A 17,802-nucleotide genomic window follows, 5' to 3' on the forward strand; every position below is an offset into this window, starting at 1 on the left:
AAAGCGAGCCATCAGGCTCGCTTTTTTTATGGACGCCTGAGCGTTATTTCACGACCGTGGCAATGGCGCGCGCCACGTATTCCAGCGAATCACCGGAAAGCCCGGCAATATTGGCACGCCCCGAGCCGACCATGTAGATACTGAACTCGTCACGCAGCCGCTTGACCTGTGCCTGCGTCAGTCCGGTGTAGGAGAACATGCCACGCTGCTCGGCAATAAAGGCAAAGCGCTCTTCAAGACCATGCGGGCGGAAGGCGGCCACGAAATCACTGCGCAGGTCATTGATACGACCGCGCATCTCCGCAAGCTCCTGCTTCCACTGTTCGGTCAGCGTCTGCGAGTTCAGGATCTCGGCGACAACCGCGGCGCCGTGAGAGGGCGGTGTGGAATAGTTCTCGCGGGCTGCAATGGCGACCTGGGTGCGTACGTTTTGCATCTGCTCTTCATTGGCGGCCAGCACCATCAGGGAGCCGGTGCGCTCACGATAGAGACCGAAATTTTTCGAGCAGGATGTCGTGATCAGCATTTCATCGAGTGCTTCGACGAAAAGGCGTACGCCAAAGGCATCCTGATCCAGCCCGTCACCAAAGCCCTGATAGGCGAAGTCGATCAGCGGCAGCAGTCCGCGCGTTTTGACCACCTCCAGAATCTCGCGCCACTGATCTTCGGACAGGTCAAAGCCGGTCGGGTTATGACAGCAGGCATGCAGCAGGACGATATCGCCTTCGGGGACTTCCCTGAGAGCGGCCAGCATGGCGTCAAAATCCAGGCGATTGTCGGCATTGACGTAAGGATAGCGTTTGACCTCGATGCCGGCTGCTTCAAAGATGGCCGGATGATTGGGCCAGGTGGGATCGCTCAGCCAGATGGCACGGCCTGACAGGTGGGACTTTAAAAAATCCGCCGCCAGACGCAGGGCGCCGGTACCACCAGGCGTCTGAGTCGTGCTGATACGCTGGTCGTTCAGCGCCGCAGAGTCTTCACCAACCACCATTCGGGTGACCGCCTGGGTGTAGCGCGTATCGCCGTGGGAGCCAATGTAGCTTTTGGTGGCTTCCTGCTGATAAAGCTGCTCTTCTGCTTTCTTGACCGTCGCCAGTACAGGCGTGCGGCCCTTGTCATCACGATAGACACCGACCCCGAGATCGACCTTGTTGGGGTTGGAATCCTGTTGATAGGCTTCGATCAGACCGAGGATGGCGTCCCCGGGAACTCGCTCGATACGCTCGAACATCTTGAATGACTACCTCGTCGGGTTGGCGGTCATGAATGAATAGGCATGTAGGTGGTACAGGAGAAATAATGCCACTGCAGGGCCGCCACTGCTACCGCCGATAATATATCCCTGTGCGCGCTTGAGCTGGAACATCTCAGGACCAGAATGACCTTACTGCAGTGCCCCCTCGTTTGCCCGGGCAGCAGTTCTCAAAACTGTTCGGCTAAAATCCTCAAGCGATAAGCTACCTTGCAGGTTTGCGTTCACCTGGCCAAGGGTGTGTCTTATCCCATGACCATTCAAGGAGAAACTTACATGCATGTCATGATTGATCTATGCGTGGTACCACTGGGTGTGGGTGTATCGGTAGGCGCCTATGTATCAGCCTGTCAGGAAGTGATCGAGCAGGCAGGGCTTGAGCATCAGATGCACGCCTACGGTACCAATATCGAAGGTGAGTGGGACGCCGTGTTCGAGGTGGTCAAACGCTGTCACGAAGTTGTGCATGACATGGGGGCGCCCCGGATCACGACCTCCATGCGCATTGGGACGCGCACGGATCGTGAGCAGAGCATGACGGACAAGATCGAAAGCGTGCAGCGTCTGCGCCAGGGCAGGGAGAAAGGAATCAGCGGCAGCGAAGGGTCAGCGTAGCGTGCCAGGCATCGCCTTCCGATGTGGCAGCTTCCAGGGCGCCCGTGGTGGAGCTGGCATTGGCGTCGTCGTCCATGGTGGCCATGGCAGGCGGCGTGACCTGCATGTCGATGAGACTGGCATGGCCACCGTTGGCCGCCTGACACTGTTGCTGCCCGGCCGCCATGGCACTGGCCCGAGCCGTGGCTTCATCAATGGCACTGGCCTGGGCCACCAGGGTGTCCTGTGCCGGCCTGTCCTGTCGCGTATTGCTGCAGCCAGAGAGCAGCAACGCGCCAAGACAGGCAGCGGTCAACGTCAGGGCAGGCCAGGCTCGCATGGTTACAGCGCTCCCGTAGGGTTGTCAAAGCCGTCAAGGTCAGTCAGCCAGCGCCGTGCATGCTGGGTCAGGTGTTGTGTCAGCGCTTCCAGTATATTGCCCCCCTGGCGCCAATAGTGCCAGTACAGCGGTACGATGACATCAGCGGTGCTTTCAAGATCAACCAGTTCGCCGCGCTCGATGGCCTCTCGAGCCTGAATTTCGGGTACCAGGCCATAGCCGATGCCGGAACGAATCATCTGATAAAACCCTTCGGAAGAAGGGCACAGATGATGCGGAAAAGGCACGGTCACGCCATGGTTGGCAATGTAGCGCTGCTGCAGTCGATCATCGGGTCCAAAGACCACCGCAGGCGCTTCGGCCAGAGAAATGCGATCCAGACCGTTGGGAAAGTAGCGATTCACAAATCCGGGCGTGGCCAGCGGCCGGTAACGCATCCCGCCAAGCGGACGCGCGCGGGCGCCCTGAATCGAGCGTGGCGTCATGCACAGGCAGGCAGCGACCTCGCCATCACGCATACGCTTGAGTGCCGTTTCCTGATCCTCGACGACCAGATCAAACAGCACGCTATGCTCACGAAAAAAGTCCTCGACCGCCTCGGCCCACCAGGTGGCCAGGCTGTCGGCATTGAGCGCGATGCGAAGACGCTGTTCGCGATCGCCCAGTGAGGGCACGTAATCAAGCAGATCATGCTCCAGCAGTCTTACCTGCTGAATATGGTTGAGAAGCCTTTTGCCCAGATCGGTGGGAGCAATGCGTGGCGCACGAATCAGGACCGGCTGGCCCAGACGCGCCTCCAGAAGCTTGATCCTTTGTGATACCGCGGACTGGGTAAGTCCCAATACCTGAGCGCCGCGCTCAAAGCCTGCCTGGTCCACAACGGCGCCAAGCGCCTCAAGAAGTTTATAGTCGAGCATAACGCCTGCTAGCCGCTTTATATGATGGTTCCATCCAACAGCCCTATAGAATAGGGCATGTAATATGCCGACGTGCCGTCATGACCATGATTCAAAAGTGCCAGTCTCGAGGCCGCCATGGCAGCATCCTCGAGAAGGCACCTGAAGGGCCTGGCATGAGTATCCGACATATTTCCCTGGGTGTATCAGTGTCTGATGACAGATCCTGTAGCCGGTTGGTCCAGTGCTGTCAGGGCAAGGGACCCCCGGGGGTCAGTGTGTATTCGTCGAGGATGCCTCAAGTGACCAGTTGACCATGACACCTGCATCCACGCTAATGGTGCCCGGAGCATAAGTGGCACTGTCAGCCTGCTCGCTGCGCGCCGCGGCCATCATCATCGGACGAAATACCGGTGACTGGGTTTCCTGAATACGTGTAACGTCGCCCAGAGGTACGGACAGGGTCTCAGCCATCAGTTCTGCCTTTTGTCGAGCACGGGCCAGTGCCTGTCGCAGCGCCTGGTTTTCTACGCTTTCGCGGTCCTTGACGTCATAGCGAATGCCGGCAAGACGATCGATGCCGTTGGCAAACAGGGCATCAATGACATCGGGTAGCGTTGTCAGATCGCTGATGTCGATATCAAGATTGCGCTCGATGACCATGCGCTCAAGCAGGGGAGCATTCTGATCGTGTTGCTGCAGCTGCTGTTCGTTGCGCACGCTCAGGTTGCCGGCATGAAGGTGATCATTATCAATACCCAGCTTTCGCAGCGCCTTGATCAGGGCGGTGCTGCGTTTTTCCAACTGTTCACGCGCCTTGATCGTGGTATCACCATCGCGCTCGGTGCCCATCTCGACAAGCGGCGTTGCTTCGGTCAGAACGGCATTCAGCGTGGCACGGTCAGGCGCCACATCAATGCTGGCGCTGGCCTGCACCTCGATCTGACGGGGTGTTGGCGTCTCTGCTGCCAGAGCGGGCAGCATTGGCAGGCTCATGAGCACCAGAGCCAGAAGCGTGTGGGAACGCAGCAGGACAGGCATTTGATTGAGGCTCCACAAAAGGCGCAGTCTGCGCGGTAAAAGGGCGATGACGGGGTCAGGACAGACCTGAAATGACCTCAGGGGACAATACTGTCCGAGATAGTAAAGAGGCTGTGGCATGAAGTACAACGCTCTTTGCGCAACATTGCTCACTGTATACAGGGCGTGCAATGTACAAAAGAGGCACACGGAGAAAACAGACCGGCGATTGGCGGCGATATTTGCCTCACCGAACACGCAGGATCATGATGAGCGCTGCGGGCGCTGCCCCGGAGAAACCGTTTTTTGATCAGTCAGGACAATACATCAGGATGCATGTGAGTAAACGATGGCTTGCAGGTCTTGCGCTGGGCGTATGTTCATTGTCAGCGCAGGCAGATATTACGGTACATGACATTGAAGGCCGGGACATCACGCTTGAAAAACCGGCGGAACATATTGTGCTGGCGGAAGGACGTCAGCTGATCGCATTGTCGCTGCTCGACAAGGATCCGGCGAACTGGCTGCTCGGCTGGGGCAGCGACATGAAGCGCTCCCCCGAGCTCTATGAGATCTACCACCAGCGAGCCCCGCAGCTTGATGCGCTGCCGATTGTCGGGGATGGTCCCGGGCCCGGTGGTATCTCGGTGGAGAAGATCATTTCGATGAATCCCGACGCTGTCGTATTGAGCCGCTCGCAGGTGCCGGCGTCTCAGGGGCAGGAGCTCATGCATCAACTGGATGCAGCCGGCATTCCCGTCGTGTTCATCGACTTCGCAACGGATCCGCTGGATGACACCGTGCCCAGCCTGCGCGCGCTGGGAACCCTGCTCGGTCGGGAGGATCAGGCCGAGCGCTTTATCAGCTTTTATGAGCAAAAGCGCCAGGCCGTGCTGGATCGGATTGAAGAGGGTTCAAACACCACCAGGCCCACGGTCATGATCGAAGCCCATGCCGGCATGAACGAGTGCTGCAACTCGCCCGGGCAGGGCAGCTTTGATCATTTCGCCAGACGGCTGAACGTGGATAACATCGGTGCCGATGTGCTCAAGGGCAAGAGCGGTCGCATCGACCCCGAGTACGTACTGACCCGTGATCCCGATGTCTATATTGCTACCGGTGGCGGCTATCTGCGCCGCGTTAACGGCCTGGTCCTGGGGCCGGATGTGGATGGCGCAGAGGCTCTCGGTTCCCTGAAGCGCATTCTGGAGCGGCCTTTGATCGGCCATTTGAGCGCCGTGGAAAACGGCCGGGTGCACGGGCTGTATCATCACCTGATCAATACGCCGCTCAATATTCTGGTGCTGGAGCAGATGGCCAAATGGGCCTACCCCGATGAGTTTCAGGATATCGATGCCCATCAGACGCTTGACGAGATCAACGAGCACTACATCAGCGATCCTTTCAAGGGCACGCTCTGGGTTGACCTGAAGAAGTAACACGGTGCCCGTGAGCGGACACCGTGGCGGGGGAGAAGATCAGTAATCGATGCCGCGTCGTGCCTTCAGTCCATTGTTGAAGGCATGGCGGGTTTCCTGCATCTCGGTGATGGTATCGGCCATGGCCATCAGCTCGCGATGGGCGTTGCGCCCGGTCACGATCACGGTCTGTTCGACCGGGCGCGCATCAATGGCCTGCTTGACCGTATCGATATCGAGATAGCCGAATTTCAGCATATAAGTGATCTCATCGAGCACGACCAGATAGATTGCCGGGTCACTGAGCATCCTTTCAGCGTCCTGCCATACCGCTTCGCAGGCCTGACGGTCGGTCTCGCGGTTTTGTGTCTCCCAGGTAAACCCGGTACCCATGGTGACCACCTGTAAATGCGGATCATCCTGCAGGCGCTCACGCTCACCGCATTCCCATTCGCCCTTGATGAACTGAATGACCCCCACGCCATAGCCATAGCCCAGCGCCCGGGTCACTGTCCCCCAGGCCGCGGTAGTCTTGCCCTTGCCATTGCCGGTCAATATCAGCAGCTGCCCACGCTCCTCGTTGGCATTGGCTACCCGTTCATCCACGTGGCTTTTCAGTTTTTCCATGGCGCGCTGGTGGCGCGCCTGACGCTGGTCGTCGTTGCTCATGTCAGGCTATCCCGTTTGAAAACGTTGTGGCGTTGGTCATGCGCTTACAGCGACAGAAAAAGCCCGGCAAGCGAGGCGCTCATCAGGTTGGACAGTGTGCCGGCAAGAATCGCTTTTGGCCCCAGCCGGGCCACATCACCACGCCGTGACGGTGCCATGACAGCCAGGCCCCCCATCAGGATGGCAATGGAGGAGATATTGGCAAAGCCACACAGCGCAAAGGTAATGATGGCGCGCGTGTGCTCGCTCAGACTGCCCTCAAAGCCGGTAAACGAGGCAAAGGCCACGAATTCGTTGAGAATCGTTTTCTGACCGATGAAGTTGCCGGCTGCCACCGCTTCCGACCACGGTACGCCAATCAGCCATGCCACCGGAGAGAAGGCGTAGCCCAGCAGCAGCTGCATGGAGAGGTCGTCAAAACCAAAAAGCCCACCGACGCCTGACAGTATGGCGTTAAGCAGGGCAATCAGGCTGACAAACGCCAGCAGCATGCCGCCGACATTAAGCGCCAGCTGCACCCCGGTACTGGCGCCCGTGGCTGCAGCGTCGATGACGTTGGCCAGTTTTTCCTCGTTTTCGGCGGTCGATATGTTGGTGTCATGCTGCGGCGTTTCGGTTTCTGGCAGCATCATCTTGGCCATCAGAAGACCACCGGGGGCCGACATGAAGGACGCCGCAATCAGGTATTGAAGGTCCACACCCATCGCGGCGTAACCGGCCAGTACGCCACCGGCCACGCTGGCAAGCCCGCCGACCATGACGGCAAAAAGCTCCGAGCGGGTCATGTTGGCAATAAAGGGGCGAATCACCAGCGGCGCCTCGGTCTGACCGACAAAGATGTTGGCAGCAGCTGACAGGGATTCAGGCCGACTGGTACCCATCAGCTTTTGAATGCCGCCGCCGAGGATGTTGATGATCCAGCGCATGATGCCCAGGTAATACAGTACCGAGACCAATGATGAGAAAAAGACGATGACCGAGAGCACCTGTATGGCAAAGATGAAGCCATTGTTGCCACCGGCCAGCGAGCCGAAGAGAAACTCGATGCCATCGCCGGCGCTGTCGATGACGGCCTGAACGCCGCCGGACATGCCCAGCAGGATGCTCTGGCCCACCGGCACATAAAGCACAAACAGGGCAAACCCCGCCTGCAGGACAAACGCCCAGAAGACGGTGCGTAAACGAATGGCGCGGCGGTTTTCGGAAAAGACAAAGGCGACTGCCAGCACGAACACGATGCCGACCAGTCCCATCAGAATTTGCATGCTCAGCAACTCCCGGTATGTATTGTTGATTGTTCCAGGGAACAACGCTCTCTCGTATCGCCCGGACGCTTTCGTATTGCCCGAACGCTTTGGCGCACACCTTACCAGATTGAAGCCTGAGCGCACGGGCAGTCACCGGCAGGGCAGCGGACCCGCACAAGGGCGCCAATTTTATGGCCGGATTTAAAATTTGAATATACCTGAAGATCGCGGATTGGTAGGGTGAGCGCCTTTGCTTACAACGGTGAACCTCCTTCATGTCATCCTCCGACTCCGCTCGAGTGCGCGGTCAACGTATCGTATTTGCACTCAGTGGCGGCCTGCTTGTGCTGTTCGTGGTCGCTGCCCTGATCGATATCAATACGGTCAGTGGCTGGATCAACACAGCCTTTGGCTGGTCAACCTACTGGTTTGGTGCCTACTGGCAGCTGTGGATGCTGCTCAATCTCGTGATCGCCCTGGCCCTGGCCCTGACGCGCTATGGCGATGTGCGTCTGGGTGGTAACGAAAGCGAAATCACCATGTCGACCTTCAACTGGCATGCCGTGATTCTCTGTGCCCTGCTGGGCGGCGGCGGCGTGTTCTGGTCAACCGCCGAGCCCATCTATCATTTCATGTCGACGCCGCCCGCCTTTGACGGTGTGGAAAGCGGAACGCCTGCTGCCGTTGGCCCTGCGCTGGCGCAGGGCTTTTTTCACTGGGGCTTCAGCGCCTGGGCCTGTCTGGGCACGCTGTCGGCGCTGGTCATGATCCATGCCCACTACCACGGTGGCATTCGACTGCGCCCGCGGGCACTGCTGTATCCCTTTCTGGGACAGAAGGTGGAAACGCACTGGCTGGGCGTGGTGGCCGATGTCGTCTGCATTCTGGGTGTCGCGGCCGGCACCATCGGGCCCATTGGTTTTCTGGCCACCCAGCTTGCCTATTCGTTCAACACGCTGTTTGGCTGGGCCGACAGCTATAGTCTGCAACTGGCCATTCTGGGCGGGCTGGTCGTCATCTACACGCTGTCAGCGGCTACCGGGCTGTCTCGCGGCATTCAGTGGCTTTCCAACTGCAACGTCTGGATCGTGCTGACACTGTTTGTGCTGATCATGGTGGCGGGACCCGGTACGTTTATCGTTCACTCCATGATGGAAGGCTTTGCCAGCTACCTGCACAACTTCATTGGTATGTCGCTGGCGCGGGGTAGTGAGAATGAAGCCTGGCTGGGGCAGTGGACGCTCTTTTTCTGGGGCTGGTTTATCAGCTTTGTGCCGTCGATGGCCATGTTCGTGGCCCGCATTTCGAAGGGGCGTACCCTGCGGGAACTGGTCATTGCACTGGCCATTACTGCACCGATCGCCACCAATATCTGGTTTGCCACCCTGGGTGGCTCGGGCATCTTCTATGAGCTGCAAAATCCCGGCAGTGTCTCGGATTCCCTGAACGCCGGTGGCCTGCCTGCTGCGCTGCTGGCGGTGACCAGTCAACTGCCGCTGTCATTTATCATCGTGCCGGCCTTTCTGGTATTGACCACCATCTTTGTCGCCACGACCGGTGATTCGATGGCCTACGCCATCTCAATGGCGGTGACCGGCGACGCCAGGCCATCGGCGTTTGTCAGGATTTTCTGGGCCATCTCCTTTGGCGTGGTCGCAGCGCTGCTGCTGATGATGGGCGAAGGCGGTATCGATGCACTGCAATCAGTGATCGTGATTGCAGCCGTTCCGGTATCCATATTGTTGTTGCCACTGCTCTGGACCGGTCCAAGAGCGGCCTATGCCATGGCACGTGAGCAGGGCATTGCCACCGAGAAGCGGCCCATCAATATGTAATCCTTCGATGGGTCCTTCCCGGGCATCAATAAAAAAAGCCTCGCAATCGCGAGGCTTTTTCATGTCACATCAGCGTGTCATGGGTCATGCATGATCACGAGGGCAGTCGACCGGGATTGCTGCTGTCGCTGCGCACCGGTGCGACACGCTGCTCTTCGCGAGCGCGTTCTTCCCGCTCGCCGGGCTGCATTTCCGGAGAGTCCGGATAGATCATGCTGATCACACGTTCGCCCGGCCGTGGCGCCAGGGGGGCATCGGTATGAGCTACACGCAGGCGGCCGTTGGCGGCGATGCAAAACAGCGGCATCAGTCGGCCATCATGAATGCGGCGATACTCTTCGAGCCCGAAGTTTTCGGTCATTTTCGCGACCCGAATTTCAGCACCATTGGCCACAAGGCTTGCAAGCTTGGCAAAGGTGGCATCGTCATTGAAAAGACGCGGCAGATGACCCAGTGCCCGGTCCTGCTGGCGCTTGGCGTGCTTGCCTGACTCTTCCGACAGCCGAAAGACATTGCCATGGCCCAGGATGTGCTCAAAGTGCAGGGCCGCCAGATTGTTGAGCTCGCGGTAAGGCGACAGCGGCAGCAGGCGGCCAATGCCGGTCAGCTCCAGGTGCTGGGTGGCATGTTCCGACAGCGGATTGCCGTAATAGACCGGCAGACCGGCCATGCGGGCTTCCTGAACGGCGTCCCAGCTGGTATCGGTCAGCCGGACGGTCCAGCCCAGCGTCATCAGTTCGCTGGCAATGGCGCGAGCAACCGGGTTGGCGCCCAGAATGAGAAAGCCGGTGGGCTCCGGCTCATTGACCTTCAGCGCTCTGACGATCGGCTTGGAAAAGAGGCTCTGGATGACCACGGTGCCGATAATGACCAGGAAGGTGATCGGTACCAGCATCTCGGCGCCTTCAACGCCTGCCTGCTCAAGCTTGATGGCAAACAGTGAGGCCACGGCGGCGGCCACGATACCGCGGGGCGAGAGCCATGCCAGCAGGGCCTTTTCGCGCCAGTGAAGTTCGGTACCAATGGTGCAGATCCAGACGGTAATCGGGCGGGCCACAAACATGAGCACGCCCAGAAACACCCAGGCCGGCCAGTTCAGGGTCATCAGCTGCTCGGTCGAGATGCGTGCCGCGAGCAGGATGAATAGCCCCGACACCAGCAAAACGGTCAGCGTTTCCTTGAATTCGATGATCGGGCGCACCGGAATGCCACGCATGTTGGCAAGCCAGATGCCCATGACGGTCACGGTCAGAAGCCCTGACTCTTCAAACAGCGCGTTGGAGCCGGCAAAGAGCGTCAGCATGATCATCAGGGTGCCGAAGTTATGCAGCCGCTGCGGCAGCCAGTGATGACGCAGAATAAGACCCCAGAGCCAGCCGCCCAGCGCGCCAAGCCCGAACCCCAGGCCGACGGTCTGGCCAAACAGCAGTATGGTATGGGACGCCGCACCGTTTTCCTGCCCCAGCGCCACGAATTCATAAATCAAAACGGCCAGCAGGGCGCCTACCGGGTCCACCAGAATGCCTTCCCAGCGCAGGATCTGGGACAGATTGGCCTTGGCGCGCAATGTCTGCAGCAGCGGGATGACCACGGTAGGGCCGGTCACGACCAGCAGGCCGCCCAGAACGGCGGCGATCTCGAGCGGCATGTTCAAAAGCCACCAGGCCGCCAGCGTACCGATCAATCCCGTAATCACCACCCCCCAGGTGATCAGACGAATCACGGTGCGGCCATGGCCCCGCAGATCCTCGTAATTGAGCGTGAGACTGCCTTCAAAGAGGATCACCGCCACGGACAGCGAGACCAGCGGGAAGAGCAGGTCGCCCAGAATGGCATCGGGATTCAGCCAGCCGGTCACGGGGCCGGCAATCAGGCCGACAATCAAAAGAGGCAGAATGGCAGGCAGGTGGACCCGCCACGCGGCCCACTGACACATCAGGGACAGCAGGCCGATCAAGGCCAGATAAAGCGCAGCGTTTTCCATGCAGGAAGATTCCGGTAGGGACTGATAATGGGTGCGCAGCCTAGACGCAGGCACTGGCCGTTGCAACGGCCAGCGAAAGCGGCCGCCTTAAGCTGGCGGCCGTTGATCCGTTACTGCGTGGCTCTTTGCTGGCGCAAATGCGTTAGCAGTGCCTGTAACGGATGCTGGAGGGTCACACTTGAGAAGCGCTTGACCTGGCTGCGACAGGAGTAGCCGGTGGCCAGCAGTTGAGTGTTGTCATCAGCATCTTCCACCAGCGGCTGCCAGGACTGGCTGTAAATCACGCGCGATGTCTCAAGATTGCGCGCCTCGTGGCCATAGGTGCCGGACATGCCACAGCAGCCCGTGGGTATCAGTTCAAGCTCAAGGCCAAAGGCGCTGAAGACCTGCTGCCAGGCCTTCGCACTGCCCGGCGCATTGGTCTTCTCCGTGCAGTGGCTCAAAAGTTGATAGCGGACGTTTGAGCCGGCCTGGGGGCTGTTCGAGGCCGAAGTCGGCGCCAGCGTGCCTGCCATGGAGAGCAGCCACTCCTGGGCCAGCAGTATCTCGGGCACCGCGTCCCTGCCCAGGGCTTCGACATACTCCTGACGGTAGGTCAGGGTCATGGCCGGATCGAGTCCGACCATTGGCACTTCAAGACGCGCCAGCGCCCGAAGCTGCGCGGCCTGTTTGCGCGCGGCCTTGTCGAATGCGCCCATGAATCCCTGTACATGCATGGGCTTGCCGTTGGGCAGATAGGGCGCCACGAACACGCGAATGCCCATAAGGCTCAGGCACTCGACAAATTCACGGGCAACATCGGCATCAAACCAGGAGGTGAAGGCGTCCTGAATCAGCACGACGCTGCGCGCCTTTTGCTGTTCACTTAAAAGCCCGAGCGCCACTGGCGTTGCCTCGGCGATTCCCCAGGCACCCAGCTGCTTGTGAAAGTCGCTGTGCGAAAAGCTCGGGGCATCCACCATGCCGATACCGCGCGCCATGACGTATTGGATCGGCTTCTGACGCAGCAGGAAATTATACAGCGGTGCCACGCGCTTGAGCCGCGGCATCAGGATTTCCATGCGGGCGATGAGATGATCGCGCAGGGGTCTGATGCGCCGGCCATGGTAAAGCTCCAGAAAACGACTGCGAAAATCCGGAACGTTGACCCGAACCGGACACTGTCCGGCGCAGGACTTGCATGCCAGACAGCCGGCCATGGCCTCGTGGACTTCATCGGAAAAGCGATCCTCATTGCCCAGTGTGCGACGAAGCCGTGCCGGCAGCGTCTTGAGTCGCTGGATCATGCCGGCCTGGCGCAGCTCGTGTGCTTCAGCCAGCACATCGTGACCGGCGTTTTGTTCGCGGCGCAGCCATTCGCGCATCAGGCTGGCGCGTCCCTTGGGAGAATGGATGCGTTCGCGCGTGGCCTTCCACGACGGACACATGGCGTCATTGGGATCGTAGTTGTAGCAGGCGCCATTGCCGTTGCAATACACCGCACTTTGATAACTTTGCCAGACCCGCTCATCAATCGTGCGATCAAGCTCACCGCGAGTGGTGACGCCATCCACGCCAAGAAGCGGGGCATTGCTTGACGGCGGCGCGGCGATCTTGCCGGGATTGAGCTGGTTGTGCGGATCGAAGGCACCCTTGAGCTGCTGAAGGGCCGGATAGAGATCACCAAAAAATGCCGGCGTGTACTCCGAGCGAATGCCCTTGCCATGCTCACCCCATAACAGCCCGCCGTAGCGCTGGGTCAGCGCGACGACCTCATCGGAGAGCGGGCGAATCAGGGCCGCCTGCTTGGGGTCCTTCATGTCGATGGCCGGACGGACGTGCAGCACGCCGGCATCCACATGACCGAACATGCCGTACTCGAGACCGTAACCATCGAGCAGGGCGCGAAACTCGGCAATGTAGTCGGCAAGCTGCTCGGGCGGGACGGCCGTGTCCTCGATAAAGGGGATCGGTCGTTTCTCGCCGCGGGCGTTGCCCAACAGGCCAACAGCGCGCTTTCGCATCCCGTAGACCGTCGTAATGCGCTCACGGCCCCAGGCGATTGTATGGCCCAGGCGCTCAACGCTGGTGTCGTGACCCAGTGCCTCTATAAAGTGCTCGACGCGCTTTTTGAGTGATGCCTCGTTGCTGTCGTTGAACTCGACGAGGTTGATGCCGCGTACCGGGGCAGCGCCTTTCTCACCGTCAGGGAAGTATTCCGCCACGCCCTCCCAGATGATGTCTTCCATGGCAAGCATCAGCACGCGGTCGTCAATGGTTTCAATCGACGTGGGCGCGTCCGTGCTGTCATCGCTGCCCATCAGGGCGCGCGCGTCGCGCAGGGCGTCCATGAAGCCCGGATAGCGTACGTTGATCAGCGCCGAATACTCGGGCAACGGCAGCACGTTGAGCGTGGCTTCGATCAGAAAGCCCAGCGAACCCTCACTGCCACACAGCACGCTGTTGAGATCAAAAAGACCTTCCTCGGTGCACAGGTGCGCCAGATCGTAGCCGGTCAGGCTGCGGTTGAGCGGTGGAAAGACGCGTTGGATCTGTTCCTGACGCGTATCGATGATATCGCGGGCACAGCGATGTACTTCACCAATACGATCAGGGCGTTCGCACTGCGCCTCAAGCGCAGTGTCATCAAGCGGCCGGCTGATAAAACGCTCGCCGCCCAGCAGGGCTACATCAAGTTCGAGCACGTGATGGCGTGTCTTGCCATAGGCACGCGAGCCCTGACCGCAGGCGTCGGTACTGATCATGCCGCCGATGGTGGCGCGATTGGAGGTCGAAAGCTCGGGCGCAAAGAAAAGCCCATGGGGCTTGAGAGCGGCATTGAGCTGGTCCTTGACCACACCGGCCTGAACGCGCACGCGGCGGTTTTCCACATCGATATCGATGATGTGATGCATGTAGCGGGTCACATCCACCACCAGACCGTCGGTCAGGGACTGCCCGTTGGTACCCGTGCCGCCACCGCGTGGCGCCAGTACCACTTCTGTAAAGGCCGCTTCACCGGCGAGGCTGGCCAGCAGGGTAACGTCATTCCCATCGCGGGGGTAAATCACGGCCCGGGGCAGGCGCTGATAGATCGAGTTGTCGGTGGCCAGCACGACGCGGTTGGCATCGTCCGCGGCAATGTCACCCTTGAAACCGCGGGCCTCAAGGGTGTCAAGAAACTGCTGATAGCACTGCTCGAGCGCTGAAGTCTTAAGCTGTTCGGTCATGATCAAGTCTTGCGGCTGTCGTCTGTCAGGAGCGTTCGATTGTTCTGCGCCATCGGCTCGGGCGGCAGTTGGCGTGCGTATTCTGTCTCATCGCAGTAGGCAGGCGGCTGTCGCCATTGCGGATCGGTATGCGCATAATGCACTGGCGGTCATGCAGCTGCGGCAGATAAAGTGTCGTGGTCGGCTGTCGGCCAATAGTGTCGGGCAGCGTTATTTTTTACAATGTGTTCCTTTTTTTGATTCCGCATCGCGTTCGCGATTGGCGGACATTATTGTCACGAACCGACAGGATAGTCATGCTCGATCCCAAACTGCTGCGCAGCGACCCTGACAGCGTTGCCGCAAGCCTTGCCCGCCGCGGCTATGCCCTTGATGTTGACCAGGTCCGCACGCTCGAGGCACGCCGACGTGAGCTTCAGACCCGTACCGAAGAACTCCAGAACGAGCGTAACACCCGCTCAAAGGAGATCGGGCAGGCCAAGTCACGCGGCGAGGACATCGAGCCGTTGCTGGCAAGTGTTGGCAATCTGGGCGATGAACTCGACAGCGCCAGCCGTGAACTCGCTCAGGTGCAGGCCGAATTCGAGGCCATCGCGACTGCCATTCCCAATCTGCCGCACGAGAGCGTGCCCAATGGGCAGGACGAGGAAGACAACGTCGAGCTGCACCGCTGGGGCACACCGCGCGAGTTTGACTTTACCGTGCGCGATCATACCGACCTGGGCGGCATGTATGGCTATCTCGACTTTGAGCTGGCGACCAAAATCACCGGCTCCCGCTTTGCCGTCATGCGCGGGCCCATCGCGCGGCTGCACCGGGCACTGGCACAGTTCATGCTCGACAAGCAGACGCTTGAGCACGGCTATGAAGAGGTGGCCGTACCCTATATTGTCAATCGTGACTCGCTCTTTGGTACCGGACAGCTGCCCAAGTTCGGCGATGACCTCTTCAAGCTGGAAGGCGATCAGGAGTATTACCTGATCCCGACCGCCGAGGTACCGCTGACCAACATCGTGCGTGATGAGATTATTGACGGCGCGAAACTGCCGCTTCGTATGACCGCACATACACCCTGTTATCGCAGTGAAGCCGGCGCCTATGGCCGCGATACTCGTGGCATGATTCGCCAGCATCAGTTCGACAAGGTCGAGATGGTGCAGGTCGTTGATCCCGAGCACTCCTATGAAGCGCTCGAAGAGATGCGCGGGCACGCCGAGGCGATCCTGCAGGCGCTGGAGCTGCCGTATCGGGTGGTCACCCTGTGTACCGGCGACATGGGCTTTGGCGCTGCCAAGACCTATGACCTTGAAGTGTGGCTGCCCAGCCAGAACACCTTCCGCGAAATCTCCTCGGTGTCCAACACGGAAGATTTCCAGGCGCGACGCATGCATGCACGCTTTCGTGCCCAGGGGCAGAAAAAGCCATCACTGGTGCATACGCTCAACGGCTCGGGGCTCGCGGTCGGCCGCTGTCTGCTGGCATTGATGGAAAATCATCAGCAGGCCGATGGCTCGATCACCATTCCCGAGGCCCTTCGCCCCTGGATGGGGGGGGTGGAGCGTATTAACCAGCCATGATGATGCGCGCGTCGGCACGCAAGGGTCGGCGCGCTGTATGATCAGGCGATAACAACAACGCTTGGAGGGCTTATGGAACTGCTTTCACTCCAGTTTGATCCTCGTCATCTGGAGGCGCATCTGATCGGCGCCGGTCAGGCGGCGCTGTTAATGGCGCGTCAGTTCGAAGGCCTTGAGCTGGCCCTGACCCTGCATGGTGAAATGATGCCGGCGCTGGCGGCGCTGGCGGATCAAGAGGGCTGGCACTGTGTCGACGACATGCCGCAGACCGGTCAGCTCTGGATGGTGGCCACCGGCAGCAAGGATGAGGATGCCCACTGGGCAGCCATGGCGCGCGAGCGCCATATCGGGGTCCATGTGCCTGCCTGTCCTGAGCTATCTACCGTGCGTTTACCGGTTCGCACCCGGGCGCTGGCCCCCGAGACATCAAACTCCCTGCGACGTGGTCATGTCTCCCTGGTTGGCGCCGGCCCCGGCGATCCCGGGCTTTTGACACTGCGCGCGCTGGAGCGACTCCAGGAGGCGGAAGTGGTCATTCATGACCGGTTGGTCAGCCCGGAAATTCTGGCGCTTGCCAATCCGCAGGCGCGCCGCCTGTACGTTGGCAAGGCACGCTCGGCACATAGTGTGCCTCAGGAAGGCATCAATCAGTCACTGGTGGACTGGGCGCGCGCGGGATATCGCGTCGTACGACTGAAAGGAGGGGATCCCTTCATTTTCGGTCGCGGTGGCGAAGAGCTACAGGCGCTGGCGGCCGCAGGGCTCTCCTTTGAAGTCGTGCCGGGCATTACGGCAGCCACGGGGATTTCGGCCTACACCGGTATTCCGCTGACGCATCGCGATCATGCACAGTCCGTGCGTTTTGTCACCGGACATCTGCGTAATGGCACCTGTGATCTTGACTGGCAGACCCTGGCGGCGCCTGGGCAGACGCTGGTCTTTTACATGGGCCTTGGGACGCTGGACACCCTCTGTGAGCAGCTGATACGTCACGGGTTGTCTGCCTCAACGCCGATCGCGTTGGTAGAGCAGGGCACAACCGCCAGACAGCGCCTGCATACCGGTACGCTTGAGAATTTGCCGGGCCAGCTTGAAGATCTGAAGGCAGCGCCACCGACCCTGATTATTGTCGGGGAGGTTGTGACCCTGCATGACACGCTGGGCTGGTTTGCCACGCAAACGGCCAAAAGCCTTGGCTGGGAAAGCGGCAAGCATCCCTCACCGCTACCGCTGGCCGACAGCCGCTGATTGGAAAGCGCTTGCCTTGCGTTGTCAGTGCAAAAAGGGGATATCGGGGATTGCGGGTACCGGGAAGGGCATCGGTATGTTCTGCATATAGCTGATTACCAGTGCCAGTACAATGGGGCTGAACAGGGCAAACAGGGTCAGCATCAGCCAGTTGAAACGTTCATACCAGAGCACATTGCGATAGCGGCGGTTGGAAGGCAGCGGGTTGCGCAGCGAACGATACCCCATCGGCATCTTTTCTTCTGGCACTTCGTCAGTGGCGACATCAGCATCCGGCTGGGACATTACGACACCATCTGTGCCTGAATCAGTGAATCGATCAATATATCCTCACCCAGCTCGGGGCGTGTCACGCGCAAAATGATAAAGGCGGTACGGTGTGCGGACTCGAACGTGTTCCACGCCTCGTCGGGGCACGCCAGAAAGGATTCCATCCAGCGTGATGCCCATGCCTGACAGGGCGTGTGATGTTCCGGATAGCAGGCGCTGGTCATCACGGGCCACTCCATC

General features: G+C 59.7%; 15 protein-coding genes. 5 read left to right on the plus strand and 10 right to left on the minus strand.

Features of this window, described 5'->3' with window-relative positions; all coding sequences use genetic code 11:
- Positions 1 to 43: 43 nt before the first annotated feature.
- Positions 44 to 1,234 (minus strand): amino acid aminotransferase, encoded by a 1,191-nt coding sequence (locus IE123_RS03805; protein WP_189515229.1) that lies wholly within the window; start codon positions 1,232 to 1,234, stop codon positions 44 to 46.
- A 297-nt stretch (positions 1,235 to 1,531) separates the two neighbouring features.
- Here IE123_RS03805 and IE123_RS03810 point away from each other — a divergent pair, with 297 nt between their 5' ends.
- Entirely contained in the window at positions 1,532 to 1,870 is a 339-nt protein-coding gene (locus IE123_RS03810) for an MTH1187 family thiamine-binding protein (protein ID WP_189515232.1), read from the plus strand.
- Here the strand turns inward: IE123_RS03810 and IE123_RS03815 are convergent.
- From IE123_RS03815 to IE123_RS03825, 3 genes are all read right to left on the minus strand, one after another.
- Positions 1,845 to 2,189: a hypothetical protein gene (locus tag IE123_RS03815; RefSeq protein ID WP_189515234.1), complete on the minus strand. Its 345-nt coding sequence runs from the start codon at positions 2,187 to 2,189 to the stop codon at positions 1,845 to 1,847. The genes IE123_RS03810 and IE123_RS03815 overlap by 26 nt on opposite strands.
- A 2-nt stretch (positions 2,190 to 2,191) precedes the next feature.
- Entirely contained in the window at positions 2,192 to 3,106 is a 915-nt protein-coding gene (locus IE123_RS03820) for a LysR family transcriptional regulator ArgP (RefSeq protein ID WP_189515236.1), read from the minus strand.
- Positions 3,107 to 3,358: 252 nt separating this feature from the next.
- On the minus strand, positions 3,359 to 4,126 hold the full coding sequence (locus IE123_RS03825) for an SIMPL domain-containing protein (protein WP_189515238.1): 768 nt from the start codon (positions 4,124 to 4,126) through the stop codon (positions 3,359 to 3,361).
- Positions 4,127 to 4,443: 317 nt separating this feature from the next.
- Here IE123_RS03825 and IE123_RS03830 point away from each other — a divergent pair, with 317 nt between their 5' ends.
- On the plus strand, positions 4,444 to 5,544 hold the full coding sequence (locus tag IE123_RS03830) for an ABC transporter substrate-binding protein (protein WP_189515240.1): 1,101 nt from the start codon (positions 4,444 to 4,446) through the stop codon (positions 5,542 to 5,544).
- 39 nt (positions 5,545 to 5,583) lie between these two features.
- Here IE123_RS03830 and cobO read toward each other — a convergent pair whose 3' ends face one another.
- Positions 5,584 to 6,192 (minus strand): cob(I)yrinic acid a,c-diamide adenosyltransferase, encoded by a 609-nt coding sequence (cobO, locus tag IE123_RS03835; protein ID WP_189515242.1) that lies wholly within the window; start codon positions 6,190 to 6,192, stop codon positions 5,584 to 5,586.
- 44 nt (positions 6,193 to 6,236) lie between these two features.
- Positions 6,237 to 7,457: a NupC/NupG family nucleoside CNT transporter gene (locus IE123_RS03840; RefSeq protein WP_189515244.1), complete on the minus strand. Its 1,221-nt coding sequence runs from the start codon at positions 7,455 to 7,457 to the stop codon at positions 6,237 to 6,239.
- Between the two features lie 257 nt (positions 7,458 to 7,714).
- Here IE123_RS03840 and IE123_RS03845 point away from each other — a divergent pair, with 257 nt between their 5' ends.
- Complete coding sequence (locus IE123_RS03845) at positions 7,715 to 9,274, plus strand: BCCT family transporter (protein WP_189515246.1); 1,560 nt, start codon at positions 7,715 to 7,717, stop codon at positions 9,272 to 9,274.
- 94 nt (positions 9,275 to 9,368) lie between these two features.
- On the opposite strand, the gene IE123_RS03850 is transcribed toward IE123_RS03845, so the two are convergent.
- Entirely contained in the window at positions 9,369 to 11,258 is a 1,890-nt protein-coding gene (locus IE123_RS03850) for a cation:proton antiporter (RefSeq protein ID WP_189515248.1), read from the minus strand.
- 110 nt (positions 11,259 to 11,368) lie between these two features.
- Positions 11,369 to 14,467, minus strand: a complete 3,099-nt coding sequence (ydiJ, locus tag IE123_RS03855) for a D-2-hydroxyglutarate dehydrogenase YdiJ (RefSeq protein WP_189515250.1) — start codon at positions 14,465 to 14,467, stop codon at positions 11,369 to 11,371.
- A gap of 296 nt (positions 14,468 to 14,763) precedes the next feature.
- Between ydiJ and serS the strand changes: the two genes are divergently transcribed.
- Both serS and cobA read left to right on the plus strand, forming a co-directional pair.
- Positions 14,764 to 16,044 carry a serine--tRNA ligase gene (gene serS, locus IE123_RS03860; RefSeq protein ID WP_189515252.1) on the plus strand — a complete coding sequence of 427 codons (1,281 nt, stop codon included), beginning with the start codon at positions 14,764 to 14,766 and terminating at the stop codon, positions 16,042 to 16,044.
- Between the two features lie 72 nt (positions 16,045 to 16,116).
- The gene (gene cobA, locus IE123_RS03865) at positions 16,117 to 17,292 is read left to right on the plus strand and encodes a uroporphyrinogen-III C-methyltransferase (protein ID WP_308430183.1); all 1,176 of its coding nucleotides are present in this window, start codon (positions 16,117 to 16,119) and stop codon (positions 17,290 to 17,292) included.
- Positions 17,293 to 17,316: 24 nt separating this feature from the next.
- On the opposite strand, the gene IE123_RS03870 is transcribed toward cobA, so the two are convergent.
- Positions 17,317 to 17,577, minus strand: a complete 261-nt coding sequence (locus IE123_RS03870; RefSeq protein ID WP_189515254.1) for a hypothetical protein — start codon at positions 17,575 to 17,577, stop codon at positions 17,317 to 17,319.
- Positions 17,577 to 17,789, minus strand: a complete 213-nt coding sequence (locus IE123_RS03875) for a hypothetical protein (protein ID WP_189515256.1) — start codon at positions 17,787 to 17,789, stop codon at positions 17,577 to 17,579. Before IE123_RS03875 ends, IE123_RS03870 begins: the two co-directional genes overlap by 1 nt.
- Positions 17,790 to 17,802 lie beyond the last annotated feature (13 nt).

The sequence above is a fragment of the Kushneria pakistanensis genome (assembly GCF_014652795.1).
In the GTDB taxonomy this organism is placed as follows: domain Bacteria; phylum Pseudomonadota; class Gammaproteobacteria; order Pseudomonadales; family Halomonadaceae; genus Kushneria; species Kushneria pakistanensis.

Bases quoted from the DNA above. Each gene is read 5' to 3' on its own strand.
- IE123_RS03805 (WP_189515229.1), bottom strand. From the start codon at position 1,234: ATGTTCGAGCGTATCGAGCGAGTTCCCGGGGACGCCATCCTCGGTCTG.
- IE123_RS03810 (WP_189515232.1), top strand. From the start codon at position 1,532: ATGCATGTCATGATTGATCTATGCGTGGTACCACTGGGTGTGGGTGTA.
- IE123_RS03815 (WP_189515234.1), bottom strand. From the start codon at position 2,189: ATGCGAGCCTGGCCTGCCCTGACGTTGACCGCTGCCTGTCTTGGCGCG.
- IE123_RS03820 (WP_189515236.1), bottom strand. From the start codon at position 3,106: ATGCTCGACTATAAACTTCTTGAGGCGCTTGGCGCCGTTGTGGACCAG.
- IE123_RS03825 (WP_189515238.1), bottom strand. From the start codon at position 4,126: ATGCCTGTCCTGCTGCGTTCCCACACGCTTCTGGCTCTGGTGCTCATG.
- cobO (WP_189515242.1), bottom strand. From the start codon at position 6,192: ATGAGCAACGACGACCAGCGTCAGGCGCGCCACCAGCGCGCCATGGAA.
- IE123_RS03840 (WP_189515244.1), bottom strand. From the start codon at position 7,457: ATGCAAATTCTGATGGGACTGGTCGGCATCGTGTTCGTGCTGGCAGTC.
- IE123_RS03845 (WP_189515246.1), top strand. From the start codon at position 7,715: ATGTCATCCTCCGACTCCGCTCGAGTGCGCGGTCAACGTATCGTATTT.
- IE123_RS03850 (WP_189515248.1), bottom strand. From the start codon at position 11,258: ATGGAAAACGCTGCGCTTTATCTGGCCTTGATCGGCCTGCTGTCCCTG.
- ydiJ (WP_189515250.1), bottom strand. From the start codon at position 14,467: ATGACCGAACAGCTTAAGACTTCAGCGCTCGAGCAGTGCTATCAGCAG.
- serS (WP_189515252.1), top strand. From the start codon at position 14,764: ATGCTCGATCCCAAACTGCTGCGCAGCGACCCTGACAGCGTTGCCGCA.
- cobA (WP_308430183.1), top strand. From the start codon at position 16,117: ATGGAACTGCTTTCACTCCAGTTTGATCCTCGTCATCTGGAGGCGCAT.
- IE123_RS03870 (WP_189515254.1), bottom strand. From the start codon at position 17,577: ATGTCCCAGCCGGATGCTGATGTCGCCACTGACGAAGTGCCAGAAGAA.